This is a genomic window from Caulobacter sp. GW822-FHT07D08, from assembly GCF_058798735.1.
The window spans coordinates 152,810-179,260 of sequence record NZ_JBXAKU010000008.1 but is presented as its reverse complement, the minus strand read 5'-3'; the positions used below and the strand labels follow the sequence as shown (position 1 = coordinate 179,260).

General features: G+C 68.0%; 20 protein-coding genes and 1 pseudogene. 7 read left to right on the top strand and 14 right to left on the bottom strand.

Features of this window, described 5'->3' with window-relative positions:
• Window positions 1-176 precede the first annotated feature (176 nt).
• A complete protein-coding gene (locus tag AC1RJ9_RS16535) occupies window positions 177-509 on the bottom strand; it encodes a LysR substrate-binding domain-containing protein (protein ID WP_492838082.1) in 333 nt (110 codons plus the stop codon).
• Window positions 510-518: 9 nt separating this feature from the next.
• On the opposite strand from AC1RJ9_RS16535, the gene AC1RJ9_RS16530 reads away from it, so the two are divergent.
• The gene (locus tag AC1RJ9_RS16530) at window positions 519-776 is read left to right on the top strand and encodes an SDR family oxidoreductase (protein ID WP_492837991.1); all 258 of its coding nucleotides are present in this window, start codon (window positions 519-521) and stop codon (window positions 774-776) included.
• Between the two features lie 40 nt (window positions 777-816).
• Here AC1RJ9_RS16530 and AC1RJ9_RS16525 read toward each other — a convergent pair whose 3' ends face one another.
• On the bottom strand, window positions 817-1,218 hold the full coding sequence (locus AC1RJ9_RS16525) for a type II toxin-antitoxin system HicB family antitoxin (protein WP_492837990.1): 402 nt from the start codon (window positions 1,216-1,218) through the stop codon (window positions 817-819).
• A 3-nt stretch (window positions 1,219-1,221) separates the two neighbouring features.
• Window positions 1,222-1,410, bottom strand: coding sequence for a type II toxin-antitoxin system HicA family toxin (locus AC1RJ9_RS16520; RefSeq protein WP_492837989.1), 189 nt, complete (start codon window positions 1,408-1,410; stop codon window positions 1,222-1,224).
• A 462-nt stretch (window positions 1,411-1,872) separates the two neighbouring features.
• Here AC1RJ9_RS16520 and AC1RJ9_RS16515 point away from each other — a divergent pair.
• Together AC1RJ9_RS16515 and AC1RJ9_RS16510 are read left to right on the top strand one after the other, a co-directional pair.
• Window positions 1,873-2,178, top strand: a pseudogene (locus AC1RJ9_RS16515) (alpha/beta fold hydrolase); the annotation flags it as partial.
• 8 nt (window positions 2,179-2,186) lie between these two features.
• The gene (locus tag AC1RJ9_RS16510) at window positions 2,187-2,549 is read left to right on the top strand and encodes an MBL fold metallo-hydrolase (RefSeq protein WP_492838081.1); all 363 of its coding nucleotides are present in this window, start codon (window positions 2,187-2,189) and stop codon (window positions 2,547-2,549) included.
• Between the two features lie 274 nt (window positions 2,550-2,823).
• Here AC1RJ9_RS16510 and AC1RJ9_RS16505 read toward each other — a convergent pair whose 3' ends face one another.
• Window positions 2,824-4,650, bottom strand: coding sequence for an acetyl-CoA hydrolase/transferase C-terminal domain-containing protein (locus tag AC1RJ9_RS16505; protein WP_492837988.1), 1,827 nt, complete (start codon window positions 4,648-4,650; stop codon window positions 2,824-2,826).
• Window positions 4,651-5,324: 674 nt separating this feature from the next.
• Between AC1RJ9_RS16505 and katG the strand changes: the two genes are divergently transcribed.
• On the top strand, window positions 5,325-7,502 hold the full coding sequence (gene katG, locus AC1RJ9_RS16500) for a catalase/peroxidase HPI (RefSeq protein ID WP_492837987.1): 2,178 nt from the start codon (window positions 5,325-5,327) through the stop codon (window positions 7,500-7,502).
• A 63-nt stretch (window positions 7,503-7,565) separates the two neighbouring features.
• On the opposite strand, the gene AC1RJ9_RS16495 is transcribed toward katG, so the two are convergent.
• Genes AC1RJ9_RS16495 through AC1RJ9_RS16485 form a run of 3 tightly spaced genes read right to left on the bottom strand, consistent with a single transcriptional unit; the run spans window position 7,566 to window position 11,764 of the window.
• Complete coding sequence (locus tag AC1RJ9_RS16495; protein WP_492837986.1) at window positions 7,566-9,122, bottom strand: DHA2 family efflux MFS transporter permease subunit; 1,557 nt, start codon at window positions 9,120-9,122, stop codon at window positions 7,566-7,568.
• A gap of 21 nt (window positions 9,123-9,143) precedes the next feature.
• A complete protein-coding gene (locus tag AC1RJ9_RS16490; RefSeq protein ID WP_492837985.1) occupies window positions 9,144-10,292 on the bottom strand; it encodes an HlyD family secretion protein in 1,149 nt (382 codons plus the stop codon).
• Window positions 10,293-10,333: 41 nt separating this feature from the next.
• Window positions 10,334-11,764, bottom strand: coding sequence for an efflux transporter outer membrane subunit (locus AC1RJ9_RS16485; protein ID WP_492837984.1), 1,431 nt, complete (start codon window positions 11,762-11,764; stop codon window positions 10,334-10,336).
• 108 nt (window positions 11,765-11,872) lie between these two features.
• Between AC1RJ9_RS16485 and AC1RJ9_RS16480 the strand changes: the two genes are divergently transcribed.
• Complete coding sequence (locus AC1RJ9_RS16480) at window positions 11,873-12,499, top strand: TetR/AcrR family transcriptional regulator (RefSeq protein ID WP_492837983.1); 627 nt, start codon at window positions 11,873-11,875, stop codon at window positions 12,497-12,499.
• Between the two features lie 3 nt (window positions 12,500-12,502).
• Here AC1RJ9_RS16480 and AC1RJ9_RS16475 read toward each other — a convergent pair whose 3' ends face one another.
• The 6 genes from AC1RJ9_RS16475 to AC1RJ9_RS16450 form a co-directional block, all read right to left on the bottom strand.
• Window positions 12,503-13,675: an acetyl-CoA C-acyltransferase gene (locus AC1RJ9_RS16475; protein WP_492837982.1), complete on the bottom strand. Its 1,173-nt coding sequence runs from the start codon at window positions 13,673-13,675 to the stop codon at window positions 12,503-12,505.
• Complete coding sequence (locus tag AC1RJ9_RS16470; RefSeq protein ID WP_492837980.1) at window positions 13,675-14,568, bottom strand: SDR family NAD(P)-dependent oxidoreductase; 894 nt, start codon at window positions 14,566-14,568, stop codon at window positions 13,675-13,677. The genes AC1RJ9_RS16475 and AC1RJ9_RS16470 overlap by 1 nt, the downstream gene beginning before the upstream one ends.
• Before the next feature lie 113 nt (window positions 14,569-14,681).
• On the bottom strand, window positions 14,682-15,311 hold the full coding sequence (locus tag AC1RJ9_RS16465; RefSeq protein ID WP_492838080.1) for a TetR/AcrR family transcriptional regulator: 630 nt from the start codon (window positions 15,309-15,311) through the stop codon (window positions 14,682-14,684).
• 108 nt (window positions 15,312-15,419) lie between these two features.
• Complete coding sequence (locus AC1RJ9_RS16460) at window positions 15,420-16,961, bottom strand: AMP-binding protein (protein WP_492838079.1); 1,542 nt, start codon at window positions 16,959-16,961, stop codon at window positions 15,420-15,422.
• A 26-nt stretch (window positions 16,962-16,987) separates the two neighbouring features.
• The gene (locus AC1RJ9_RS16455; RefSeq protein ID WP_492837978.1) at window positions 16,988-18,631 is read right to left on the bottom strand and encodes a carboxylesterase/lipase family protein; all 1,644 of its coding nucleotides are present in this window, start codon (window positions 18,629-18,631) and stop codon (window positions 16,988-16,990) included.
• Window positions 18,632-18,640: 9 nt separating this feature from the next.
• Complete coding sequence (locus AC1RJ9_RS16450) at window positions 18,641-20,914, bottom strand: TonB-dependent receptor (RefSeq protein WP_492837977.1); 2,274 nt, start codon at window positions 20,912-20,914, stop codon at window positions 18,641-18,643.
• A 177-nt stretch (window positions 20,915-21,091) separates the two neighbouring features.
• Between AC1RJ9_RS16450 and AC1RJ9_RS16445 the strand changes: the two genes are divergently transcribed.
• A complete protein-coding gene (locus tag AC1RJ9_RS16445; RefSeq protein ID WP_492837975.1) occupies window positions 21,092-22,402 on the top strand; it encodes a spinster family MFS transporter in 1,311 nt (436 codons plus the stop codon).
• Between the two features lie 16 nt (window positions 22,403-22,418).
• Here the strand turns inward: AC1RJ9_RS16445 and AC1RJ9_RS16440 are convergent, their stop codons facing one another.
• The gene (locus AC1RJ9_RS16440) at window positions 22,419-23,096 is read right to left on the bottom strand and encodes a TetR/AcrR family transcriptional regulator (protein ID WP_492837974.1); all 678 of its coding nucleotides are present in this window, start codon (window positions 23,094-23,096) and stop codon (window positions 22,419-22,421) included.
• Window positions 23,097-23,296: 200 nt separating this feature from the next.
• On the opposite strand from AC1RJ9_RS16440, the gene AC1RJ9_RS16435 reads away from it, so the two are divergent.
• Window positions 23,297-26,356 carry a TonB-dependent receptor domain-containing protein gene (locus AC1RJ9_RS16435; protein WP_492837973.1) on the top strand — a complete coding sequence of 1,020 codons (3,060 nt, stop codon included), beginning with the start codon at window positions 23,297-23,299 and terminating at the stop codon, window positions 26,354-26,356.
• Window positions 26,357-26,451 lie beyond the last annotated feature (95 nt).

Below are 26,451 nucleotides of genomic sequence, written 5' to 3'. Positions count from 1 at the left end.
GGGGAAGCTATCCGAGATGGTAGGGGCTCGTCCCGACCACCGTTGTGTAACCACGCCTAAGCGAACGTCTCGTTCCGGCAAGCGGGGCGGAGGTAGCTATTGGCGCAGCCCCGCCTACCGCCCCGCCGGAAAGGATGGAAAGCGCAAACGCGGTCCAAGTTGGATTTTGATCGGGGTCACCTGCAGGACGCTGGCGCCATTGTCGCGCTGAGGAAATCCAGGAAGACGCGCACCTTGCCTGGCAAATGGTGGCGAGACGCGTAATAGGCATAGAGCGGGAAGCGCTCCTCCGCCCATTGGTCGAGCACGGTCACCAGACGGCCGCCCTCGAGCCAAGGCTCAAGTCCGAGTTCAAAGCTCTGGAAGAGTCCCGATCCTGCTTCGCAGGCCGCCAGCGCTGCGGAAGGATCGTCCAGCATAAGTCGGCTGGTGACGGAAACCTCGACCGCCTTGCCGCCACGTTGGAACTCCCACGTGAACGGGCGTCGCGACTGAGGATCTCGAAACAGGATAGCCTGATGCCTACCCGGGCATTGGCCGTGGAGCTCAAGCCGCTGCGCGTGAACTGCGTCGCGCCGGGGGTGGTGAAGACCGACCTCTGGGCGGGTATGGGCGAGGACGCACGGGCGGCCTTCTACGCCTCCGAGGCCGCACGCCTGCCTGTGGGTCACCCTGGAGACGTCGAGGAGATCGCTCAAAGCTATCTCTATCTCACTCGCCAGACCTATGTGACGGGCCAGGTGCTGCACGTTGACGGGGGCGGCCTCCTCGTATGACGCGCAGGATTCACCCCTCCAAGGGGTAGGGAGAGGGCGGCTAGGCCGCCTCTGCTTCCATCACCCGTTTAGCCCCTTGGACTAACAGGCCTGAACGGGTGAAGCCGTGAGCTTCGGCAAAGGCGTCGATCTCCGCCAGAACATTCTCAGGCATGGTCACGTTGACACGAACGACCTTGGAGGCAGTCGACTTCAGCGGAACAACGATCACGGCTCCGTCGCGGTTCTCCGCATGGGCCATGACCTCTTGCAAGGTTGACGGGGCGGGGACTGGTTCGCCGTCCTCAACCATACCCTCGACGTGCAGGGCCAGGGCCTCTTCGGCATTTGCTCGCGCTTCGTCGAGCGTCGCGCCTACGCTGATGCAGCCCGGCAGATCTGGAAACAAGACGCCGTATTCGCTACCGGCGTCCTTGTGGATCAGGGCGATGTAGTTGGCCATCTGTTACCTCAGGTCTAGGCCGGACTGACGTTCGATCGAGCGAAGCGTGCCGACCGGAAGGTCTCGCTTCGGATGAGGAACAGTCACCCGGCCTGGCTTGGTTGGGTGCTTGAACTGAGCATGGGAGCCGCGCAGAGCCACCTCGTACCAGCCATCAGCTTCCAACGAGGCAATGACGTCACGGCTATTCATGTGTGTATATACACACCGTTGACGGCGTCATCAATGGGAGTGCGCATCAATACACACTGACGTGTGCGTGTGTCCACTGCACGCGAGTTGATGGCCTCAACCAAATCGTCCGCCGAGCCAATGCAGCCAAGGGGGTGCTGTCGGCGGTGAAGGGGGCCGCATAGCGGACCGTTTGAAGGACTGTGAAGGGTCGCGCGAAGCCATCAGCACAGACGCCGAATCCCTTCAGATCGCCCCCGCAAGCAATTGTCGGTCTCGGGTGACACCCGCCCTCGCCCTTCAGAGAGGCGGGGCGTGCGCCGACCCGTTGCGCCTTCGCCGATCCAGCGGCCGACCTATACCGCGGCATAGGCTCGCCCAACCTACGCTCTAGCTGCCCAGACCAAGGGACGGATGGGGTCCGCCCAAGGCGCGGCGCAGGCGCCCCCCTCCTCCCCCCAAAGCACGTCAGGAACCAAGACCATGGGCAGCGGCTACGTCACCACCAAGGACGACACGCAGATCTTCTACAAGGACTGGGGTCCCAAGACCGCCCAGCCGATCGTCTTCCACCACGGTTGGCCGCTGTCGGCGGACGACTGGGACAACCAGATGCTGCTCTTTCTCGCTCAGGGCTACCGCGTGATCGCCCATGACCGTCGCGGCCACGGACGCTCGACCCAGACGGACACCGGCAACGACATGGACACCTATGCCGCCGATCTGGCCGTGCTGACCACCCACCTGAACCTGAAGAACGCCATCCACGTCGGCCACTCCACCGGCGGCCGCCGCCGATCCCGGATGTTCTTCGGTCGACCGCCCAACAATTCGCGGAAGACTTTGGGGACAAGATCCAGACGTTCCTGGAGCAGTACGAGGTCGCGCCCGGCGTGGTTGTCCAGCGCATCGGCGGCCACACTCCTGGGCACAGTATCGTACGCGTGACGTCCGGTGGCGACCAGCTGACCTTCGCGGGCGACGCGCTCTTCCCGGTCGCGTTCGACCATCCCGACTGGCAGAACGGCTTCGAGCATGACCCCGAGGAGGCCACTCGCGTTCGCCTGCGCCTGATGCGCGAGGCGGCGGCGAGCGGCGAGATCCTGGTGGCGGTCAACGGCGATGCGTTCCGCTGGGTCGCGACTGTCTGGGATTACTGACGGCCTGCTAGGCTAGGGTCGAGCCAGGGCGCGAATTCATTGAATCCGCGCCCTGGCGGCCGAACCTGGGCACGAAGGAGCAGCTTGCGCCCCCACCGCACGCTCAAGATCCGCTTGAGAACGGCAATGCCTTAACACCTCTCGGTCGTGAGACCCCCGAGGCGCCTCGGCGCTCGATCTTCTCGGTCTGGACGTCGACGTTGGTCACGACCTGACCTAGAAGCCGACGCGCAAAGCGCTCGACGGCAGGACGAAGTTCCGTACTCGAAACCCTCTAGCGACGCAGGGCGCCGCGCACGGCCAGGGCGGTCAGGCGCTGGCTGAGACCTCGAGGTCGCTCAAGACCAAGGCGCTTCAAGACCGGCCCATCGTCGCTCCTGGCCCCCAGGCCGTCCAGAATCAGGCCGAGCAGGGCCTTCGGCTCGGCCTGCGCCGCCTTCAGCCGGCCGAGCGTCGGCAGCAGGCTCTCCTCCAGCGGATCGAAGTCCGAGCCGAATGGCAGCAGCGGCGCCAGGCCGCTCGCACGGGCCGGCGCCAGCGCCTCGGCGATGCGCTCGGGGGTGTTGTCGCGGGCCTCGGCTGGCAGGACGTAGCCGCGCTCCAGCTTGCCGGCGGCCCTGGCCTGCTCCAGCAGCGCCGGCTGGAAGCGGCTGTCGGCCACCTTTAGCAGGGCGACGATCACGTCGCGGTCGGTGCGGCCGCGCAGGTCGGCGACGCCGTACTCGGTGATGACGATGTCGCGCAGGTGGCGCGGGATGGTGCCGTGGCCGTAGGACCACAGGACATTCGAGCGGGCCGCCTTCCCCGCCCCGCGCACGGCGTCCAGGGTGATCACCGACCGCGCGTCCTCCAGCGCGAAGGCCTGGGCCACGAAGTTGTACTGCCCGCCCACGCCGCTGACGACGCGGCCGTCCTCCAGGCCGTCGGACACCACCGCGCCGAGCAGGGTGACCATCATGGCGGTGTTGATGAAGCGGGCATCGACGCGGGCGATACGCTTGGCGGCCTCGTCGCCGTAGAGTTCATTGATCCCGGAGATGGCCCGCATCTGGAACTTGGCGCGGTCCGCCGCCGGCATCTCGCGCAGCGCCGCGTAGAAGGCGCGCGGCCCCAGGAAGAAGCCGCCGTGCAGCACCGCCCCGTCGACCTCGCGCTTGAGCACGCCGGCCTTCCAGAGGTCGAGCAGACAGTCGACGAACATCTCGGTGGCGGCGTAGAGGCCCGTCTCGAACGGCGCGCCGTGCCGAGGCGGCGAGGCGGCCGGCGACAGGCGACCGAGGGTGTCGCGGAAGCCTGTCGGGTCGCGGTGCCTGACGATCAGGCCCTGGGCCACCGCGTCGCTGATCGAGCCGATGCCCATCTGGATCGTGCCACCGTCCGGGATCAGGCCGGCCGCATGGAAGCCGATCGCGTAGTGGGCGTCGGAAATCGGCTCCTTGGGCGGGGCGAACAGCGGGAACTGGGCGGCGGGCCCGTCCAACAGGTGGCTGAACGCCGAGGCCGGCAGGTCGCCGTCACCCGGCATGAACGGCAGCTCGTCATTGACCTGGCCGACCAACAGGAATTGAGCCTTCCCGGCTTGCCGCGCGGCCAGCAGGTCCAGGGTGATGTCGGTGTTGCAGGACAGGCTGTAGCGGTCGCCGTCCCTGGCCACCAATTGGGCCACGACACTGACGCCGCGATCCAGCAGATAGCGGGCGGCGTGCGTGTAGTTGGCGGAGATGTAGCTGCGCTGGGCGCTCTCGACGGAGAGGCGCGTGCCGGCCTGGAAGAAGAACTCGTCGATCTCGATGTTGTCCGGCAGGGCGTCGCGGCGCTGGACCTCGGCATAGGCTAGGGCCGGATAGCCACCCAGGGTGCGCGCGATCACCGGCCCCAGGAAGGCCGCTTCCAGCTCCGACTTGGGGCGGGGCGGCTCCAGGGTCAGGGCGGTAAAGATGTGCAGGTGCAGCGACCGATCGGCCATGGCCCGAGCGAACAGGGCGTTGGCGACATGGTTGGCCTTGCCCAGGCCCAACGGCAGACCCAGAACGATGCGGCGGCCGACCTTGGCGATGATGGCGTCTGCCAGGACTTCGGAGTCGGTGAAGCGGTCCGTCATGCCTCCAGCTTGGACCAGCCGTCCGCCGGCTGGAAGCGTTCGCCGTACTTACGGGACAACGCTTCCAGCCGCGCCTTCACCTCGGCGGCGTTGGGCGCTCTGGCCGGATGGCCGCCGTTCGCGGTTCGGCTTTCGCGCTGAACGCGACCACGACCGCATCGCCCTCGGCCGGCCATTCCTGGGCGATGACTTGGGGCGCTTGCCTCACCACATAGATCTTGCCGCCATGAGCGAGCGCCCCACTAGGCTCAGCCAAGCGGAAGACATCGCCGGCCTCAAGCTGTGAGATAACAGCATCTTTCCAGTGGTTCTCGCCGATGAGCACTTGCCCCCACCGAGTCTTGCTCAGCGCTATCATGAACTGTTTGTAATGTTACTGCTCGCCCAGCCGAGTCGGACACATTTCTGACAAGAATTGTCGCGCGATGCCAGGGGACTTCCCGGACATTGCGCAATCCTGTCCAATCTTTAATGCGGCGCCCGAACGCCACGACACTCAGGCCCAGTTGAGCGCCCGCGCCCGAGCTGAAGTTCGTCCGCGTACGTCAGGGCAAAGATTTTACCTATCGCGATGATAGGAACAATCAATTTTACCAATGGCCGAAAACGGCGGCTCCCTAGGGTGCGGTCGGGGGAAACGACAGCCAGGCGCGAGCAGCGCGGAGGAAACGACGATGGACGCCAAGGTCGACGACAGCGTGCAAGCTCAATGCCCGATGGGGCGTGGCAAGGGCGGACGAGCCAACCGCGACTGGTGGCCGGAGAATCTCCGCCTGGAAAGTCTCAACCAACATTCGCCGCGATCGAACCCGATGGGCGAGGCGTTCAACTACGCCGAAGAATTCAAGAGCCTCGACCTGAACGCGGTCATCAACGACCTGCACGCCCTGATGACGGACTCGCAGGACTGGTGGCCGGCCGACTTCGGCCACTACGGCGGCCTGTTCATCCGTTTGGCCTGGCACAGCGCCGGCACCTATCGCACCTCGGACGGTCGCGGCGGCGCCGGTGGCGGACAGCAGCGCTTCGCCCCCCTCAACAGCTGGCCGGACAACGCCAACCTGGACAAGGCGCGCCGCCTGCTGTGGCCGATCAAGCAGAAGTACGGCCGCAAGATCTCGTGGGCCGACCTCTATGTTCTGGTCGGCAACGTCGCCCTGGAGTCGATGGGCTTCAAGACGTTCGGCTTCGCCGGCGGCCGCGCCGACCAGTGGGAGCCCGAGGAGCTCTACTGGGGTCCGGAAGGCTCGTGGTTGGGTGACGAGCGTTACAGTGGCGAGCGTCAGCTGCATCCGGCCCTGGGCGCGGTGCAGATGGGTCTGATCTACGTCAATCCGGAAGGCCCGAACGGCAACCCCGACCCCCTCGCCTCGGCCCGCGATATCCGCGCCACCTTCGCCCGCATGGCGATGAACGACGAGGAGACCGTCGCCCTGATCGCCGGCGGCCACACCTTCGGGAAAACCCACGGCGCGGGCGATCCCTCGTTCGTCGGTCCCGAACCGGAAGGCGGCCAGATCGAGGACGGCGGCCTGGGCTGGCGCAGCAAGCACGGCACGGGCCTCGGCGCCGACGCGATCACGTCGGGCCTGGAAGTCACCTGGAGCCAGACGCCGACGCGGTGGAGCAACCACTTCTTCGACAACCTCTTCAAGTTCGAGTGGGAGCTGACCAAGAGCCCCGGCGGCGCGCACCAATGGGAAGCCAAGAATGCGCCGGCCGACATCCCGAACGCCTTCGATGCGTCGAAAACCCAGCGCCCTCGGATGCTGACCTCTGACCTGGCCCTGCGCTTCGACCCCGAATACGAGAAGATCTCGCGCCGCTTTTACGAGAACCCCGACCAGTTCGCCGACGCCTTCGCCCGCGCCTGGTTCAAGCTGACCCACCGCGACATGGGTCCGATCAGCCGCTACCTCGGCCCGCTGGTCCCCAAGGAAACCCTGATCTGGCAGGACCCGATCCCCGCCGTCGATCACCCGCTGATCGACGCCGCCGACGCCAAGGCGCTGAAGGACAAGATCCTGGCCTCGGGCCTGTCGGTCTCGGAACTGGTGTCGACCGCCTGGGCCTCGGCCTCGACCTACCGCAAGTCGGACAAGCGCGGCGGCGCCAACGGGGCCCGCGTGCGCCTGGCCCCGCAGAAGGACTGGGAGGTCAATGACCCGCCGGTCCTGGCCAAGGTGCTGTCCACCCTGGAAGGCATCCGGCAGGGCTTCAACGGGACGGGGGGCAAGAAGGTCTCGCTGGCCGACCTGATCGTGCTGGCGGGCGCCGCCGCCGTCGAGAAGGCCGCCGCCGATGCCGGCACGCCCGTCGAGGTCCCGTTCGCGCCAGGCCGCATGGACGCCTCGGCCGAGCAGACCGACGCGGAGTCGTTCGAGCCGCTGGAGCCGCTGTCGGACGGCTTCCGCAACTACCGCAAGAGCGGCACGCAGTTCATGGCCCCGGAAGAGGCCCTGGTCGACCGGGCCCATCTGCTGGGCCTGTCGGCGCCGGAAATGACGGTGCTTGTCGGCGGACTCCGGGTGCTGGGCGCCAATGCCGGCGGCGGCAAGGACGGGGTGTTCACCCACCGCGTCGGCGCGCTGACCAACGACTTCTTCGTCAACCTCTTGAGCATGGGCACGACCTGGGCCCCGACGGCGGTCAACGCCTTCGCCGGCCACGACCGCCAGAGCAGCGAGGCCCGCTGGACCGCCAGCCGCGTCGACCTGATCTTCGGTTCCCACGCCGAGCTGCGGGCCTTCGCCGAGGTCTATGCCTGCTCGGACTCGCAGGAGAAGTTCGTAAAGGACTTCGTGGCGGCCTGGACCAAGGTCATGAACGCCGACCGCCTCGACCTGAACTGACGACAGAGGCTCCGGCCTGGAATGAAAAAGGGCGCTAGCCGGCTTGGCTAGCGCCCCTCATTTTTAGTCGGCCGCCGCGTGGGCCGCGCCGCTGGCGTTAGCCTTCTTGGTCAGCCAGATCAGCGGGATCAGGATCACGCACAGCCAGGCCGAGACGCGGAAGAAGTCCAGCGCCGCCAGCAGGTAGGCCTGGTTGATCACCTGCTGGGTGACCGCCCCGACCGCCTGCAGATGGCTCATGCCCGCGGCCTGCAGCTTGTTCACCGCATCGATCCAGGCCGGGCTGCCCGAGCTCATGACCTCGGACAGGCGGGTCTGGTGAACGGCCTCGCCGCGATCCCAGATCGTCGTGGCCAGCGAGGCGGCGAAGCTGCCCGCGGTGATCCGCGAGAAGTTCGACAGGCCGGAGGCCGCCGGCGTCTGGTTCGGCGGGATGCCGTTCAGCGAGATGGTCACCATCGAGATGAAGAAGGTGCTCATCGCCACGCCCTGGACCAGCATCGGCATGACCAGCGCCCAGAAGTTGGCGTCGGGCGTGTAGCCCGAGCGCATGAAGAACGACAGGCCAAAGGCGGCCAGCGACAGGGTCGCCATCCAGCGGGCGTCGACCTTGTTCATCAGTCGGGCCATGAACGGGGTCAGGAACACGGCGACCACGCCGCTCGGCGCGGCCACCAGGCCGGCCCAGGTGGCGATGTAGCCCATCCGGGTCTGCAGCCACAGCGGCAGCAACAGGTTGTTGCCGAAGAACACCGCATAGGCCAGGCAGAAGACGATCGTGCCGATGACGAAGTTGCTGGACTTGAACAGCGACAGGTCGACGATCGGGTGCTTCTCGTTCAGCTCCCAGATCACCCAGGCGATGAAGCCGATGATCGCGATGCACAGTTCGACGACGATGGCCGGCGAGGCGAACCAGTCGGCTTCCTTGCCGGTGTCCAGCATCACCTGCAGCGCGCCGACCCAGACCAGCAGCAGCATGAAGCCGGTGCGGTCGATCGGCAGCTTGCGGGTCGGCGTCTCGCGGCTGGCCATGTTGCGCCAGCAGATGACGCCGCACAGGATCCCCACGGGGATGTTGATCAGGAAGATCCACGGCCAGGAGAAGTTGTCCGAGATATAGCCGCCCAGGATCGGCCCACAGATCGGGGCCACCAGGGTGGTCATCGACCAGATGGCCAGGGCCGTCCCCCGCTTGTTGGGCGGGAAGATCATGATCAGCAGGGCTTGCGAGCCGGGGATCATCGGCCCGGACACCGCGCCCTGCAGGATCCGGAACAGGATCAGTGACTCCAGGTTCCAGGAGAGGCCGCACAGCAGCGAGGCGATGGTGAACAGGATCACCGAGGCGACGAAGGTCTTCACCACCCCGTAGCGGCCCATCAGCCAGCCGGTCAGCGGCACCGAGACGCCGTTGGCCACGGCGAAGGCGGTGATCACCCAGGTGCCCTGGCTGGAGCTGACGCCGAGATTGCCGGCGATCGTGGGGATCGAGACGTTGGCGATGGTGCCGTCCAGCACCTGCATGAAGGTGCCGAGCGCCAAGGCGATCGAGGTGACGGCCAGCAAGATGCCGGTCATCGGCGGCGGACCGGCCGCCTGGGATTGTTCGGACGCCATGGGGCGGCTCCTGGTAACGGACTACTGCGCGCCGGTCTGGGGGCCGCCTTGGGCGACGTCGATCTTGGCCTTCATGGACAGGCCCACGCGCAGCGGATGCTTGGCCAGTTCGGCGGGGTCCAGGGTGATGCGGACCGGGACGCGCTGGACGACCTTGATCCAGTTGCCGGAGGCGTTCTGGGCGGGGATCAGCGAAAAGGCCGAACCGGTGCCGCCGGCCAGGCCGCGGACCTTGCCGTGGAACTTCACGCCGCCGCCATAGAGGTCGGACGTCAGGACCACCGGCTGGCCGGGGACCACCTTGTCCAGCTGCACTTCCTTGAAATTGGCGTCGACATAGGCCTGGGCCGTCGGCACCACGGCCATCATCGGCGTGCCCATGGCGACCTGCTGGCCGACCTGCACCGACTTGCGGGCGACGACGCCGTCGGTCGGGGCGCGGACCACGGTGCGGGCCAGGGCCAAGCGGGCGGCGTCGAGCCGGGCCTGCGCGGCCTTCACTTCCGGGTTCTCGGTGACCGAAACGCCGGAGATCAGCACGGTGTTGACCTCGCGCGTGCCGATGGCGGCCGCGCGGCTGGCCAGGGCCTGGGCGCGGGCGGCCTGAGCCCCCGTGAGGGCGGCCTGGGCGTTGGCGAAGCGGTTCTGGGCGCTGGTCAGTTCGTCACCCGAGACGGCGCCTTGCCCCACCAGGGCCTGGCGGCGCGAGAGGTCGAGGCGCGCCCGGTCGACATCGGCCTTGGCGGCGACGATCTGGGCGTCGGCGCGCTGGACGTCGGCCTGGCGAGCGTCGAACTGGCCGGCCAGGGCCGTATCGCTGGCGAAGTAGCCCTTCACCTTGCGCTCGGCCTGACCGAGGGCGGCCTCGGCCTGGGCGACGGCGATGCGGGCGTCGGCGTCATCGATGATGACCAGCGGGTCGCCAGCCTTCACGGCCTGGGTCTCGACCACGAAGATCTTGGCCACCGGGCCGGGCGACAAGGCGGTCACCTGGGCGGTCTCGGCCCCGACATAGGCGTCGTCGGTCTCGACATAGTGGCTGTCGAAGACAAGCCACCAGGCGCCGTAGCCCACGAGGCCGACGGCGACGGCGCCGCCCAGCAGGGTCAGTTGGCGGCGGCGCTTGTTGTTCGCCGCGGCTTGGGAGGCGCCGGGTTGTTGATCGGACATTAGGGGCAAGTCCTAGCGAGCGGATGCTTTGGGGATTGGGTTCAGGCGCCGGTGAAGCCGCCGCCGAGGGCGCGGATCAGGGCGATATCGAGCGCGAAGGCGCGGCTTTCCAGGTCGGCGACGACCCGGCGCTGGGTCAGGACCGACTGCTCGGCCAGCAACACCGACTGGTAGGTCGACAGCTGGCCTTCGTAGCGCAGGCGCGCGATGCGGTAGGCGTTCTCGTTGGCGGTCAGGGCCGCGCGGGCGTCCGCCAGACGGCTGGTGAGCGCCTTCTCGCTGGCGGTGACGTCGGCCACCTCGCGCAGGGCCTGGGTCAAGGCGCCGTCATAGCTGGCCACGGCGGCGTCCCGGTCGGCCTCGGCGCCGCGCAGGCCGGCCCGCAGGCGACCGCCCTCGAAGATCGGCAGGCTCAAGGCCGGACCGACCTGGCCGATGTCCGAGCCGCTGGAGAACAGCTTGTCGAGATAGAGCGACTGGGCGCCGATGAAGCCCGAAAGGTTGATGTCCGGATAGAAGGCGGCCTTGGCCTGCTTCGTGCGCGAGGTCGCGGCCTCGGCCCGCCACTTGGCGGCGACCACGTCGGGGCGGCGACCGATCAGGTTGGCGGGCAGGTTCGCTGGCAGGCCGAACGGCTTGATCGTCGCATTGGCCGGACGGGCGATGGCGAGACCGCGATCGGGACCAGCGCCGACCAGGGCGGCCAGGGCGTTGCGGGTCAGGGCGATCTGCTCGTCGATGGCCGACAGCTCGGCCTTCGAGGCCGGCGGCCCGGCCGCGGCCTGCTCGCTCTCGGCTTTGGTGTCGAGGCCGTTGGCGACGCGCTTGGAGACGAGGTCGCTGGTCTGCTGGCGCAGGCGTACGGCCTGGTCGGCGACGTCGCGCTGGGCGTAGAGGCGCGACAGCTCGGCATAGGTCGAGGCGATCGCGGTCGACAGGGTCAGGCGGGCCTGGGCGGCGTCGGCCTGGGCGGCCTTGGCTTCCGAGGTCGCGGCGGCGACGGCCGCGCGGTTCTTGCCCCAGAAGTCCAGCTCCCAGCTGAAGTCGAGGGCCAGGCGGCCGATGTCGTTATAGCCATGCGGCACGAAGGCGGGCGGGATGCCGGCGTTATAGCTCTGCTTGCTCTCGGCGGCCGAGGCCCCCAGCGAGACCTGCGGCAGGTCGGCGGACCTAGCCTGGACGACCAGCGACTGGGCGCGGCGCAGGCGGGCCTCGGCGGCGGCCAGGGTCGGCGAGCCCTTCAGAGCCTCGTCCTCCAGGGCGTTCAGCTGGGCGTCGCCATAAGACGTCCACCAGGCGTCGGCCGGCCAGTCAGCGTTCGGAGCCGCCAGGGTCTGGGCGGTTTCGTAGGCTTGAGGGGTTTTCGCCACGCGGGCGGGCTGCGCGGGGGGCAGGCTCGCACATGCGGCCAGCACCAGGGCGCTGGCGGCGGCGAAGACGGGGACGCTACGGCGGGGAGAGAGGGTCGGCATGAACGAGCGCCTTGATGTGACCGTACGGTATAGTCATATGGTGCGGTGCAAGTAGGCTTCACCTGCGCTATAGTCAAGGCGACCGTACGGTACGGTCGGAAAAGAATCATGCTGCCCGAGATCAAGCCCCGCCTGGATCGCGACGCCCGCCGCGAAGCGATCCTCGACATCGCCGCCGAGGTGTTCCTGACCGAGGGCTACGACGCAGCCTCGATGTCGACCATCGCGTCGAAGGTCGGCGGCTCCAAGAGCACGCTCTACAACTACTTCAAGAGCAAGGAAGAGATCTTCCAGGCTCACATCGAGCGCTATTGCGACTGGCAGCGCGAGGCGATGTTCAGCCTGCTCGATGATGGCGGCGACCTGAAGACCGCCCTCACCCACGTGGGTCGCCGCTACCTGACCAATGTGCTGTCGGACCGCAACATGCGCCACTTCCGGCTGATCACCGCCGCCGCCGAGCGTACGCCGGACCTGGGCCGCGCCTTCTACGAGGCCGGACCGATGCGCGGCGCGCAGATTCTCGGCGACTATCTGGCGCGGGCCAAGGCCGACGGCCGCATCCATGCCGAGGACCCGCTGGCCGCCGCCCACCAGTTCATCGGCCTCTGCCAGAACCGCCTGCTGAAGGCCCGGCTGGTCAACTATGTCGGCGAGCCCTCCCTCGCCGAGGTCGACGCCGAGGTCCAAGCGGCGGTGGCGACGTTCCTGGCGGCGTTCGGGACGAAGGCCTGAGGGCTACAAGACCTCGAACAATCCCGCCGCGCCCATGCCGCCGCCGACGCACATGGTGACGACGACGTGCTTGGCGCCCCGGCGCTTGCCCTCGATCAGGACGTGGCCGGTCAGGCGCGCGCCCGACATGCCGTAGGGGTGGCCCATGGCGATCGCGCCGCCGTTGACGTTCAGCAGCTCGTCCGGGATGCCCAGGCGGTCGCGGCAATAGACGACCTGGCAGGCGAAGGCCTCGTTCAGTTCCCACAGGCCGATGTCGTCGATCTTGAGGTCGAACCGTTCCAGGAGGCGCGGAATGGCGAAGACCGGGCCGATACCCATCTCGTCCGGCTTTGTGCCCGCCACGGCCATGCCGACATAGCGGCCCAGCGGCTGCAGGCCACGCTTCTCGGCCAGCCCCGCCTCCATGACCACGCAGGCCGAGGCGCCGTCCGAGAGCTGGCTGGCGTTGCCGGCCGTGACCGTACCGCCCGGCCGCACAGCTTTCAGGCCGGCCAGGCCTTCGAGCGTGGTCTCAGGACGCACACCCTCGTCCCGGGCCAACGTCACCTCGCGATGCGAGACCGCGCCAGTCTCCTTGTCGGCGACCTTCATGCGGGTGGTCATCGGGACGAGTTCCGCGTCGAAGCGACCCGCCGCCTGGGCCACCGCCGCGCGCTGCTGCGAGGACAGGGCGTAGAGATCGCAAACCTCGCGGGTGATCCCGTAGCGCGCCGCGACCGTCTCGGCCGTGTCCAGCATCGGCATGTAGGCGTCGGCGTGCAGGGCCACGAGCTCGGGATCCTGGTCGACCCGCAGCTGCGGCGTCTGGACCAGGGAGATCGACTCGACGCCGCCGGCGACGATGACGTCCATGCGGTCGACGATGACCTGCTTGGCGGCCGTGGCGATGGTCATCAGGCCCGACGAGCACTGGCGGTCCATGGTCATGCCCGGGACCTCGACGGGCAGCCCGGCCCGCAGCGCCGCCGTGCGGCCGATGGTGGCCTGGTAGCCTTGCGGCAGCGAGCAGCCCAGGATGCAGTCCTCGACCTCGTCCGGAGCCACGCCGGCGCGCCGCACCGCGTGGCTCAGGGCGTGGCCGGCCAGGGTCGGCGACGGGGTGTCGTTGAAGGCCCCGCGATAGGCGCGGCCGATCGGCGTGCGCGCCGTGGAGACGATGACGGCCTGGCGCATCACGCGCGTTCCCCGACGGCCTTGGCGATCAGACCCGCGCTGGCGACCTCGCGCTCGGCCTGGGTGAAACCGTAGGCCGGGACGATCTCGCCCGCGCGGTCGCTGACCCCGTCCCACTGGCGGATCACCTGCTCGCCCGCGTCCGCGCCGCCGCCGATATAGCGGCCGTCGGTCAGGGTGATGTTGGCGGTGGCGAAGTGGCCGGCGCCGGCGCACAGGATCGTGCGGGTCGGAGCGTCGTCCTGGACCAGGGCCAGCAGGCCCGGGCTGACGAAGACGGGGTCGAGCAAGGCCAGGCTCTCGGCCGACAGCACGCCCTCGGTCATGCCCGTGGCCGCCGTCGGGGCCAGGCAGTTGACCCGCACATTGTACTTCTCGCCCTCGATGGCCAGGGTCTGCATCAGCCCGACCAACGCCATCTTGGCCGCGCCGTAGTTGGCCTGGCCGAAATTGCCGTAGAGGCCCGACGACGAGGTGGTCATGACGATGCGGCCATGGCCCTGCTCGCGCATGAGGCCCCAGACGGCCTTGGCGCAGACCGCCGCGCCCATCAGGTGGACGTCGACCACCAGGCGGAAATCATCGAGGCTCATCTTGGCGAAGGTCTTGTCACGCAGGATGCCGGCGTTGCTGATCAGGATGTCGACCCGGCCCCAGCGGGCCACGACCTGCTCGACCATGGCGTTGACGGCGGCCTCGTCCGTAACCGAGGCGGCGACGCCGAACGCCTCGCCGCCCTGGGCGACGATCTCGGCGGCCACGCGGTCGGCGGCCTCCTGGCCCAGGTCGTTGACGACCACCTTGGCGCCCTGCCCGGCCAGATACAGCGCGTGAGCGCGGCCCAGCCCCCCACCGGCGCCCGTGACGATCGCGACGCGTCCTTGCAGCATCATGAAACTCTTCCTTTTCTCGCCCCAAAACTCGACGAGCCCGAAGCTCGCACTCAAGTCACTATCTCGTTAGTGAACATCTTTGACAGAACCGTCCCGCCCAGGGCAAGCCGCCTTTAGGCCTGGGCCTTGCGCCGCTCGCAGGCCGCGATGAAGCCGGCGGCCATGAACGCGGCCATCCGCTCCTTCACGGCGTGGAAGTCGTCGGACTTGCAGACCCCGCCCGACAGCTTGTCGATCCGGCCCGTTCGGGCCAGGGTCAGCATCAAGGCCCCCGTCACGAAGTGATAGCCCCAGAAGATATCGGCCTCCGGACAGCCCGGCAGGGCCTTCTTCAGCAGGTCGATCAAGCGCAGCACCACAGGGTCGAAATGCTCGTCCATCAGCGACGCGCCCCACTCCGGCGTGTTGGCGACCTGGGCGCCGAGGGCCGCGTAGTTCTTCCAGCCCTCCCCGCCCTCGATGTAGAGATCAAGGTCGGTGTCGAGGAACGCCCGGAGGGCTCCCTCAACCGTCGGCCTGCCGGCCGAGGCCGCCTCGTACTCGTCCAGCGCCCGCATCCGCCGCTCGCTGGTCACCACCGCCCGGCGCGCGAAGACCGCGTCGAACAGGGCTTTCTTGTCGTCGAAATAGTAGTTCATCAGCGTGTGATGCACGCCGACCTGCTTGGCCACGTCCTTCAGGGTGACGCCGTGGAGCCCGTGCTTCGAGAACAGCTCCTCGGCCGCGTCGAGGATCTGCTCCATCTTCTCGGCGCGCTGTTCGGCCTTGGTGGTGCGTCGACGGGTGGGGGCGGCTTCGGACACTGAGCGGGACTTCCTGGCATTGGGCGAGAGGCGTGGATGGACGAAGCGTCAACCGCCGCCGTATTCCGTTCGCAGCCTTATCTTGTCGATCTTGCCTGTCGACGCCAAGGGCATGCGCGGCAGGCGGTAGACGGCGTCGGGGATCCACCAGGTCGCCACCCGGCCACGCAGCGCCCCCAGAAGCGCTTCGTCGCTGACCTCCCCTTGCGTCTCGACCAGCAGGATCGGTCGCTCGCCCCACTTGGGATCGGACCGGCCGATGACGGCGGCCAGCGACACCTCGGGCAAGGATGCGACCAACGCCTCGATCTCGGCCGGATTGATCCATTCGCCGCCGGACTTGATCAGATCCTTGGCGCGGCCCGTGATCATCAAGTTGCCCGCCGCGTCGATGCGGGCCAGGTCGCCGGTCGGAAACCAGCCGTCGGCGTCGGTGGCCGAGGCCTCGTGGCCGAAATAGCGTTCGACCACCGCCGCGCCGCGCACCCGCAGGTGACCTTCGGCGTCGCGTTGCCGGGGCAAGGCCACGCCGTCGGCGTCGGTCAGCAGCAGGTCGACGCCCACGGCCGGACGGCCCGACAGCGCGGCCTGCGACGGCGCGTGCAGCGGCGCGACGGTGCCGGAGGGCGACAGCTCGGTCATGCCCCAGCTGGTCTGGACGGTGACACCCAGGCCCTGCTCGATCCGCTCCATCAGCGCCGGGGGCATCGGCGCGCCGCCGACCATGATGCGCTTCAGCGACGGCAGGCGCTCGCCCGTGGCGTCCAGATGCTCGACCAGGCCCAGCCAGACCGTGGGCACCCCGACCCCGACCGTGACGCCCTCGGCGGCGATCAGGCGGGCCAGGCTGGCGCCATCGGCGTGACGGCCGGGCAGGACGAGCTTGGCGCCCACCGCCGGGGCCGCGAACGGCAGGCCCCAGGCATTGGCGTGGAACATCGGCACCACCGCCAGCACCGCGTCGGCGCCCGAGATCGCCATCACGTCCACCTGAAGGGCCCGCAGGGTGTGCAGGTAGCTGGAGCGGTGGGTATAGGTCACGCCCTTGGGCGCGCCCGTGGTGCCTGAGGTGAAGCACAGGCCGCTGGGCGCGGTCTCCTCGAACTGGCCCCAGATCGCGTCCGGCCTGGCGGCGGCGATCATTGGCTCCAAGGCTTGGCCTTCCCACGCCTCGCCGTCGATGATCAGCAGGCGTTCGACGCCCGGCGCGGCGTCCATGATCTCTCGGGCCAGGGGCGCGAGGTCGGCCGAGGCGATCAGCACGCGGGCCTGCGACTGGACGATCATCGCCGCCAGTTGCTCGGCGGTCAGGCGCGGGTTCAGCGTGTGACACACTGCCCCCATGCCCATGATCGCGTACCAGACCTCGACATGGTCCTGGGTGTTCCAGGCCAGGGTGGCGACGCGGTCGCCCTTGCGCACGCCAAGCCCGGCGAGCACCGAAGAGACCCGAAGGCTGCGGTCGCGCAGATCCGCGTAGCCGACCCGGTCGATCCGTCCGCCCTCGCGCGCGGTCACCACCTGGCCGTCGGGCTGCCACTTGGCGGCGTGGTCCAGGAACTTGTCGAGCGTCAGGGCGAAGGCCTGCATCTCGCCGTCAATCGTCGGCGCACTACTTATCGGCACTGAGTCACTCCAGGGGGAAGCGGCGGCGCGACGACGCCGACGTTCCAGTTCCAGGGCGTGTCGCCCTGGGCGCGTCGGCGGCACATCACCGCCTCGTTCAGTTCGTACATGCCGGGGCGCAGATGCACGCCCGGCTGGGGCGCCGCGGTGAAGGCCATGTAGGCGCGCTCGGCGCCGTACGGTTTCCAGACCGGCTGGCCGGCGGCCTTGGGCGCGCCGTCCCTTGCGAACGAAGCCCAGTAGTCGCCCATGGCGGCGGTCAGCCTGGCCTCCTCGGGCGTGTCCGGGTTCTTCGGCCAGGCCGGCGGCGCGCTCTTGGCGGAGCCGAAGACGTAGGGCAGCTCGCTGGCGTGGAAGCCGTGCAGACCCGCGGCCTCGGCGGCCGGATAGCCGTGATCGAACAGGTAGAAATAGCCCGCTTGCCCAACGGCGGTCTGCTTGGCCACGAGCCGCTCGGCGGTCCAGCCGTAGAGGGCGTCGCGGGTGGTCAGCAGCACGCTCTCGGGGACGTCGCTGGACGGATAGAGCTTGAGGAAATCGTCGGCGAGGTCGCCGTAGCGCGCCCGGATTTCCTTCTCGTAGGCGGCGCCATCGGCCGGCGGCGGTGGGGCCAGGAAGCGCAGCGAGCGGATCTCGCCGCTGTTGAAGCCGGCCAGGATCGGCACGTGGGCTTGCTCGCCGGCGTCGAACGTGTCGACCAGCTGCTTGGGCAGCACCTTGCCGTCGACCGCGCCGAAGGTCTGGAAACCGGCCATCAGGGCGTTGGTCGTCAGGGTCTCGGCGTCCATGGCCCGCAGATCGGCCAGGGACTTGGCGCCCAGCTTGGCGGCGGTGGCCGCGCCCATGGTCTCGGCCGGGATGTGGCCGTACCTGGGCTCGCGCAGGTCCGGCGTCGAGACCATGTAGGCGCTCTGGGCGATGGCCTTGCTGAACAGCCCCCGGGCCGGCGGCGAGGCCATCAGATACATGACGCTCAAGGCCCCCGCGGACTCGCCGGCGATGGTGACATTGGCCGGATCCCCCCCGAAGGCGGCGATGTTGGTCCGCACCCACTTCAGCGCCGCGATCTGGTCCAGCAGGCCGTAGTTGCCCGAGACGTGGTCGGGCGATTCCGCGCTGAGCTCCGGATGCGCCATGTAGCCCAGCACGCCGAGGCGGTAGTTGATCGACACCACGACGACGCCCCGCCTGGCCAGGGCCGCGCCGTCGTACAGGCCCTCGGCGCTGGAGCCGCCGATCAGCGACCCGCCGTGGATCCAGACCAGCACCGGGGCCTTCGCGGCCTTGGCTGGCGTCCAGACGTTCAGCGACAGGCAGTCCTCGCTGAACGCCTTCAGGGGCGAAGCGTAGATGCTGCCCGGACGCGGCTTGGGCTGTAGGCACGAGGGGCCGAAGTCGAGGGCGTCGCGGACGCCGCCCCACGTCGCCGGGGCGGCGGGCGGCTTCCAGCGCAGCGCGCCGACCGGCGGCGCCGCGTAGGGGATGCCCTTGAAGATCTCCAGGCCGTCCTGAGCGACGCCGCGCACGGCGCCGGCCGGGGCTTTGACGACAGGGGCCTGGGCGCTGGCGACGGCCGGAGCCATCGCCAGAACAGCCAGGGCTGATACCAGGAGACGTTTGCGCGAGCTGCTCATCCCCATCTCCTAGAACGCATAGCCCAGGCGCACGCCGGCCGTGCGCGGCCGCATGGTCGCGAACCGGCTGGCGATGAAGGCCTCGGGGTGGACGTAGGTGATCGAGTGGTCGTCGAAGAGGTTCTCGACATAGGCCCCGATCGTCGTGTCGCCCATGGCCACGGCGAAGGTGGCGTTGACGTTCTGATACGAGTCCGTGAAGCCATAGGTCGCGCTGGTCACGGTCGGCTGGCCCGGCACATGTTGGAACGAGCCCGGATACGAGCCGACGTGCTGCAGCACGACCGACAGGTTGGCCTTGGCCTTCGGCGTCAGGTCCCAGCCGTAGTTGACGAACAGCGAGCCCTGCACCTTGGGCGAGGCCAGGCGGGCGCCGACCACCGCGCCGGAGATCGCCGCCTCGGCCGGGGTCAGCTCGGTGACCTTGGCGTCGTTGAGCGAGCCATTCAGGCCGATGGTCAGGCCCTTGGTCGGGAAGGCCAGCAGCTCCAGCTCGATCCCCTTGCTGCGCGCCGCGCCGATGTTGGTGGCGAACTGGACGCTGTCGGAGACGCGATTGGCCTGGACCTGGATGTTGCTCCAGTCGATCAGGTAGACGGCGAGATTGGCCGAGACGAGGCCATTCAGGAACCGCCCCTTGGCCCCGACCTCGTAGTTGGTCAGGTCGTCGGACGAGGCGCCGTTCGGGATGATCAGGTCGCTAGGATTGACCAGGCTGGCCCGGCCGGCGAAGGCGTTGACCACCGGGGTGCGGAAGCCGGTCGACACCGTGGCGTAGGTCGTCAGGGTCGACGACGGCTTGTAGGACAGACTGACCTTGAACGAGGGCTTGCTGCCCGTCGCCTTGACGCCGCTGGCCGCCGCGAACGGCGTCAGGGTCAGCGGCCCGCGGATGCCGAACAGGGCGTTGGTCAGATAGGCGCTGCTATAGCCGCCGGCCTCGGTGAAGCCCTGGGCCTCGACCCGGCCATAGCGCATGCCGCCGGTCAGCCAGACCTTGTCGCTGAAGTGATAGGTCAGCTGGCCGAAGGCGGCCTTTTCCTGCGAATTTATGTGGGTGTACTGTCGCTGGTAGTACTCGTCCGGCAGGCCGGTGATGCCGTGCGAGGTCAGGAAGGCCGGATTGGAGCGGTAGAAGTAGTCCACGTCCAGGCGGCGATCGAGATAGAAGCCCCCGACCACCCAGTCGAGCTTGCCGCCGGGATCGGACGCCAGACGCGCCTCCTCGACGAAGGTCTTCTGGAAGCCGCCAGCGTCCAGGGCGAAGGCGATCGCGCCGCCGAACGTGCCGGCCAGGTCGACATAGAACTTCTGGTCGAACTTCGAATAGGTCGACGAGCTGGTGAAGTGCGCGCCGTCGAACTGGTAGTCGACCGTGACGTTGTGGCTGCGCATCTCGCCCACGAACTGGTCCGGCCGGTCCGAGACCCGCTTGTTCCGGCCCAGGGCCGGATTGACCATCGACGAGTCCTTCGGGTTGCTGTCCTCGTACGAGAACAACGCCTTCACCGACAGGCGCTCGTTGGGCTTCCACAGCAGCGTCGCGCGGCCGCCCCAGTCGACCAGGGTGTTGGAGTTGTGGACGCCGGTGCCAAGGTTATCGAGATAGCCCTCCTCGTGCCGGTAGAAGCCGACCACGCGCAGGGCCAGCTTGTCCTGGACGATCGGCATGTTGAGCATGCCGTTGTAGCGTTGGCGCAAGGAATCCGAGCCGGTCAGACCGAAGTCGACCAGGGCCGCCCCTTCGCGGCTCGACAGGTTCGGCGCCTTGGTCAGGATGCGCAGCGCGCCCGACAGCGAGCCCGAGCCGAACAGCGTGCCCTGCGGGCCGCGCAGGAACTCCACGCGCTCGACGTCGAACAGGTTGGGATCCAGCACGGTGGTGTTGCCGATCGTCGAGATCGGCAGTTCGTCGACATAGACGGCCACCGTGCTCTGCAGGTTCGCGCCGTAGCCGTTGGTCGCGATGCCCCGGGCGGTGAAGTTGTTGAAGTTGGCGGTGGCGCGGTTCAACACCACGCCGGGCGTCTGACGGGCCAGGCCCTCGAAGCCGACGATGCCCTTGGCGGTCAGCTCCTTCTGGTCGAAGGCGGTGACGCTGAGCGGCACGTCCTGCAGCTTTTCGGGACGGCGGGTCGAGGTGACGATGACTTCTCCCACCAGATCGGCGTCCTTGCGGTCGCCCCTCCCCTGATCGCCGCCGGCCGCCTGGGCCAGCGCCTGTGTTGTCGAAAACACGCCGAGCGCGACGGCGCATGCCGACGCAAGCAGTCCAGCCTTCATGGCGTTCACTCCCCTAACGAGCGTCGATCGTTTGCGTCGACGTTGTGAGCCCACGGTGGCGGTGATCTGGGCCGCTGTCAACACTCACTCACTCGCGTGTGAATATTGACGCGAGGCCGGTATTGAGGTCATCCTCGCTGCAAGCAAGGCTCGAGAACGGGCAGCTGGGAGGAAACCTTGAACGACCTCGAGCGCGATGGCGCCGCGGCCTTGTCCGCGCGTCCAGACCACCCTCACCCCGCCCCCGGCCGCCGCGCCTGGCTAGTCTTGGGCATGCTGTGGTTCGTCTATGTGCTGAACTTCCTGGACCGGCAGCTGATGTCGATCCTGGCCAAGCCGATCCAGGACACCCTGCACGTCTCCGATAGCCAGCTCGGTTTGATCGGCGGCCTCTATTTCGCGATGTTCTACTGCTTCATCGCCATTCCGGTCGGTTGGCTGGCCGACCGCACCAACCGCGTGGCGGTGCTGTCCCTGGCCTGCGGAATCTGGAGCGCTGCGACCGTGGCCTGCGGCCTGTCACGCGGCTATGGCGAATTCGCCTTCGCCCGGATGACGGTCGGCTTCGGCGAGGCCGGCGGGGTGCCGCCCTCCTACGCGATCATCTCCGACTATTTCCCGGCCGGCCGACGCGGCACGGCGCTGGGCATCTACAACCTTGGCCCGCCCGTGGGCGCGGCGCTGGGCATCGCCTTCGGCGCGGCGATCGCCGCGGCGTTCAACTGGCGCTACGCCTTCGTGATCCTGGGCGTCGTCGGCCTGGCCGCCGCCTTGATCCTGCCGCTGGTCGTCAAGGAACCGCCGCGCGGCGGCCTGGACGGGACCGAGATCAAGGTCGCCAAGGCCGGCTTCTGGTCGACTCTGAAGATGTTCTTCTCGCGTCCCACCCTGGTGCTGGCCGCGCTGGGCAGCGGCGCGACCCAGTTCGTGACCTATGGCCTGGGCAACTTCACCACCCTGTTCCTGATGCGCGAGAAGGGCATGGCGCTCGACGAGGTCGCCGTCTGGTACGCTCTGGTCGTCGGCATCGGCATGAGCGCCGGCATCTTTGTCTCGGGTCGGGTGATCGACCGCTTCCGCAAGAGGTCGAAGGTCGTCTACGCCATGGCCCCGGTCATTTCCCTGAGCCTGGCGATCCCGTTCTATATCGGCTTCGTCTGGGCCCCGACCTGGCCGCTGGCCCTGGCCCTGCTGATCGGCCCGACTTTCCTGAACTACTTCTACCTGTCGTCGTCGGTGGCGCTGGTCCAGGAGGAAGTGCGCCCCGACCAGCGCGTGATGTCCGGCGCCCTCTTGCTGCTGGTCATGAACTTCATCGGCCTGGGCTTGGGTCCGACCTATGTCGGCGCGGCCAGCGATTTCTTCAAAACCAGCCATCCGCACAATTCGCTGCAGATGGCGCTCTACACCCTGGTCCCGTTCTATGTGATCGCGATCGGGCTTTTCCTGTGGCTGGCCCGAATCTTCCGCCGGGCCGAGCAGAGCTAGAGACCGCGCGCGGGCTTTATTCCTTCAGGGCGATGAAGCCCGCCGCCATGAACCGCGCGATCCGCTTCTTGATCGCCGGAAAGTCGTCGGAGTGGCAAAGGCCGCTGGATAGCCGGTCGATCCGGCCCGTCCGCGCCAGGGTGTTCATCAGCGCGCCCGAGACGAAGTGGTAGCCCCAGAAGATCTCCTCGTCGGCATAGTCCGGCAGGGCGCGCTTGAGGATGCCGACCAGCTTCAGGACCACCGGATCGAAGTGCTCGTCCATCAGCGCCGCGCCCTCGGGCGTGTTGCTGACCCGGGCGCAGAACGCGCCATAGTTCATCCAGTGCTCGCCGCCCTCGTAGTAGAGGTCGAGGTCGGTATCGAGAAAGGCGTGCAGCGCGCCCTCGACGGTCGGCCTGTCGCCCACCGACTGCTCGTACTGCTCCAGGGCGATCATCCGCCGGCCGGACGTGACCCCGGCCCGCCGGGCGAACACGGCCTCGAACAGGTTGGTCTTGTCCTTGAAATAGTAGTTCAGCAGCGTGGTGTGGATGCCCACCCGCACGGCCACGTCGCGCAGCGTCACACCGTGGAGGCCGTTCTGCGAGAACAGGTACTCGGCCGCGTCCAGAATCTGCTCGAGGCTCTGGGCGCGCTGTTCGGCCTTGGTGCGCGGGCGCTCCTTGGCCTCCTCCGCGGTGGCTCCTGCCAAACCGTCCTCCTGGTCCTACCGTCCGCCGCGTAGTCGGCCCGGCGCGCCCCTGTCAATCGTTCCCCTAACGGCAATCGCCGTGTCAGAGCCGCGCTCCAAGGTCGTCGAACAATGATCATTGACGCCATCGCGGTGAGGCTACAATACTCACTCTTGTGAGAATGAGCGTTAGAGACTCGTTCAACGGGAGGGTTCGCCACATGAGAATTGGGCTTATGAGCGCGTCGGGCGTCGCGCTGTTGATCGGGATCGCGGGCCTGGGCGCCCCGGCCCAAAGTCAAGTACTAAGGGGTCAGGAAAAGACGACCAACGATCCCTCCACCCAGGTCGAGGAGATCGTCGTCACCGGCTCCAACATCCGGGGCTCGGCGCTGGACGCCGCCCTCCCCGTGGAGGTCTATTCTCAGGAGCAGCTGGAAAAGCAGGGCTCGCCGACCGCGCTGGAGTTCGCCAAGAGCCTGACCATCTCGGGCCCGACGACCGGCGAGTCCTACTATTTCGGCGGTCCGACCCTGGTCGGCTCGGTGAACTACAATCTGCGCGGCCTCGGGGCCGACAAGACGCTGGTGCTGCTGAACGGCCGGCGGATGAACCAGAACACCGCCAACGTGCCCTCGATCGCCCTGGCGCGAACCGAGATTCTCAAGGACGGCGCGGCGGTGATCTACGGCGCCGACGCCACCGGCGGCGTCGTCAACTTCATCACCCGTGACAGGTTCGTCGGGATGGAGGCCCAGGCCCAGTACAAGCACATCAAGGGCTCGAAGGGCGACTATTCGGTCGGCGTGATGGGCGGCATCGGCGAGGACCGCGTCAATCTGCTGGTCTCGGCCGAGTACGAGCATCGCTCGCGCCTGAACACGCTGGAGCGCGACTTCACCAAGGCCTCGCTGACGCCGGGAGCCGGCTACAATCCCGCCCCCTGGTCGACCCTGACCAACCTGACGGGCTGGCAGCCGCGCGGTCCCCTGCCCGCCGTGCCCACCGCCACGGACACCGGCGAGTGGGGCGCGAACCTGGGCGGCATCGTCTCGGACTTCAGCGCCGCCAGCTGCGCCGCCGTCGGCGGCCGCATGGATAACGTCTACACCTGCGCCTACAACTACATCCCGTACTACCGACTGGTGGAGAACCAGGACACCTACCGGCTCTACGCCCAGTTGAAGGCGCAGATCACCGACAGCATGAAGTTCCACGCCGACGCCTCCTACGGCAAGGTGGACCTGCCGCAGGTGATGGGTTCGCCGGCCCAGCCAGTGTCGCGCGGCCCGGCCCTGACGACGGGCGCCGTCAACCAGTTCTACGTGCCGATCAGCAACCCGTTCGCGGCCGAATTCGCCACCGCCCACGGCATCGTCGGCGCCTCGGGCTTCACGCCGATCACCTACCGACTGTTCGGCCACGGCGGTAATCCCTACTATTCGGGCGGCGACGGCTTCGGCGTGGCTGACAAGATCACCAACAAGGTCTGGCGCGTCTCGGCGGGCGTCACTGGCGACCTGGGCGACCTCGCGCCGTTCGCCAAGGCCGTCGGCTACGACTTCGCCCTGACCTATAACGACGCCTACAATTACAACACCCACGCCGACACCATCGGCTATCGCCTGCAGGAAGCCCTCAATGGCTTCGGCGGCTCGAACTGCCACGCCACCGACCTGGATCCGACCCGCTTCGGCACGCAGAACGCCGCCGCCGCCGGCAAGAACGGCTGCCAGTACTGGAACCCCTTCTCCAGTTCGTTCAAGGGCCAACCCGTGCGCGGCCTGGCCAACCCGAACTACATCGCCGGCCACGAAAACCCCGAGGATCTCTCCCTCTGGATGTTCGATCCGCGCGCGGTGGAGACCAAGAGCAACAACTTCACCGCTGACCTGGTGTTCAACGGCCTGTCGGGTCTGAAGCTGCCCGGCGGCGAGGTGGGTTGGGCGCTCGGCGCCCAGTACCGCTCGTTCGAAAGCCGCCAGATCGTCTCCAGCCCGTTCAACAACGGGACGGTCCAGTGCGAGTGGCCCGCCGGCACGACCAGCGCCAACGGTCCGGGCTCGCCGAACCTGCCGGCCAATCCGCTGGCGACCAACGATCCCAACTTCCGGGGCTGCACGCCCGACGCGCCGGGGCCGTTCGTCCTGTTCGCCCCGACTCTCCCGGTCCAGGCCGACCAGAGCCAGTACTCGCTGTTCGGTGAGCTGCAGGTGCCGCTGTTCTCGACCGTCGACATCCAGCTGGCGGCCCGCAAGGAAAAGTTCTCCAATGACCTCGGCGCCACCGTCTACAAGGTGTCGGGCAAGTGGAACGTCTGGGGTCCCCTGACCCTGCGCGGCTCGTACGGCACCAACTACCAGACCCCGCCGCTGGGCGTGACGCCGGGCGCCATCACGGTGGCCGCGCGCACCTACACCGTGGCGGCCAGCAACTGGCTGGCGGCGCAGTTCATCACCGACGCCGACCTCAAGCCCGAGACCGCCAAGACCGCCAATATCGGCGCGATCTGGCAGAGCCGGGGCCTGTTCGACGATCACAAGTTCCGCCTGATCGTCGACCACTTCGACATTCGCACGAAGGACCAGATCGGCCAGGTCGCCGACCCGAACCAGATCGCCAGCCTGGTGTTCAACGGCGCCGGCGGCACGATCACCACCTGCGATGTCGCCAAGCAGCCCCTGCTGGCCCGTATCACCTTCAATAGCGGCTGCGCGGTGGGCATGAGCGGCGTCGGGAGCTTCTCCGCCGTCTCCACCCGCTACGGTAACGGGCCGGGCCAGACGACCAAGGGCTTCGACGTTCAAGCGACCTACGGTCTCCCGGTCGGCCCCGGTGACCTAGACGTCAGCTTTACCGCCACCCGCGTCACCGAGCTGAAGACCGGCCCGACGACCCTGGATGGCGTGACCATCTCGACCGGCGACGATCGGCTGGGCACGCTGAACTTCGCCACGTTCGCCCAGGCCGCCCCGAAGCTGCGCGCCAACCTTGGCGTCAACTATGGCCTCGGCCGCCAGAACTTCCGCCTGGGCGTCAACTACGTCTCTGCGGTCAAGGATGAGCGGGCCGGCGTCCAGTACGGCGAGGACGGCAAGGCCTGGGTGACGACCGACTTCACCTACCGCCTGCAGCTGGGCGACGACATGGCCCTGACCGCGACGGTCGCGAACATCTTCGATCGCGACCCGCCGCCGGCCCAGGAAGAGTTCGGCTACGACCCGTGGACCGGCAACCCGTTGGGCCGGACCATCGAACTGGGCGTCAAAAAGGCCTTCTAAGTAAGGCGTTTCCGTTCCTACCTCGCGCGGCGGGCGACCTTCGGGCCGTCCGCCGTCTTTCTTTTGGGGACGGAAAATCGCCACCATGGCGGGCC

Bases quoted from the DNA above. Each gene is read 5' to 3' on its own strand.
- AC1RJ9_RS16530 (WP_492837991.1), top strand. From the start codon at position 519: ATGCCTACCCGGGCATTGGCCGTGGAGCTCAAGCCGCTGCGCGTGAAC.
- AC1RJ9_RS16525 (WP_492837990.1), bottom strand. From the start codon at position 1,218: ATGGCCAACTACATCGCCCTGATCCACAAGGACGCCGGTAGCGAATAC.
- AC1RJ9_RS16520 (WP_492837989.1), bottom strand. From the start codon at position 1,410: ATGAATAGCCGTGACGTCATTGCCTCGTTGGAAGCTGATGGCTGGTAC.
- AC1RJ9_RS16505 (WP_492837988.1), bottom strand. From the start codon at position 4,650: ATGACGGACCGCTTCACCGACTCCGAAGTCCTGGCAGACGCCATCATC.
- katG (WP_492837987.1), top strand. From the start codon at position 5,325: ATGGACGCCAAGGTCGACGACAGCGTGCAAGCTCAATGCCCGATGGGG.
- AC1RJ9_RS16495 (WP_492837986.1), bottom strand. From the start codon at position 9,122: ATGGCGTCCGAACAATCCCAGGCGGCCGGTCCGCCGCCGATGACCGGC.
- AC1RJ9_RS16490 (WP_492837985.1), bottom strand. From the start codon at position 10,292: ATGTCCGATCAACAACCCGGCGCCTCCCAAGCCGCGGCGAACAACAAG.
- AC1RJ9_RS16485 (WP_492837984.1), bottom strand. From the start codon at position 11,764: ATGCCGACCCTCTCTCCCCGCCGTAGCGTCCCCGTCTTCGCCGCCGCC.
- AC1RJ9_RS16480 (WP_492837983.1), top strand. From the start codon at position 11,873: ATGCTGCCCGAGATCAAGCCCCGCCTGGATCGCGACGCCCGCCGCGAA.
- AC1RJ9_RS16475 (WP_492837982.1), bottom strand. From the start codon at position 13,675: ATGCGCCAGGCCGTCATCGTCTCCACGGCGCGCACGCCGATCGGCCGC.
- AC1RJ9_RS16470 (WP_492837980.1), bottom strand. From the start codon at position 14,568: ATGATGCTGCAAGGACGCGTCGCGATCGTCACGGGCGCCGGTGGGGGG.
- AC1RJ9_RS16465 (WP_492838080.1), bottom strand. From the start codon at position 15,311: ATGGAGCAGATCCTCGACGCGGCCGAGGAGCTGTTCTCGAAGCACGGG.
- AC1RJ9_RS16460 (WP_492838079.1), bottom strand. From the start codon at position 16,961: ATGCAGGCCTTCGCCCTGACGCTCGACAAGTTCCTGGACCACGCCGCC.
- AC1RJ9_RS16455 (WP_492837978.1), bottom strand. From the start codon at position 18,631: ATGAGCAGCTCGCGCAAACGTCTCCTGGTATCAGCCCTGGCTGTTCTG.
- AC1RJ9_RS16450 (WP_492837977.1), bottom strand. From the start codon at position 20,914: ATGAAGGCTGGACTGCTTGCGTCGGCATGCGCCGTCGCGCTCGGCGTG.
- AC1RJ9_RS16435 (WP_492837973.1), top strand. From the start codon at position 23,297: ATGAGAATTGGGCTTATGAGCGCGTCGGGCGTCGCGCTGTTGATCGGG.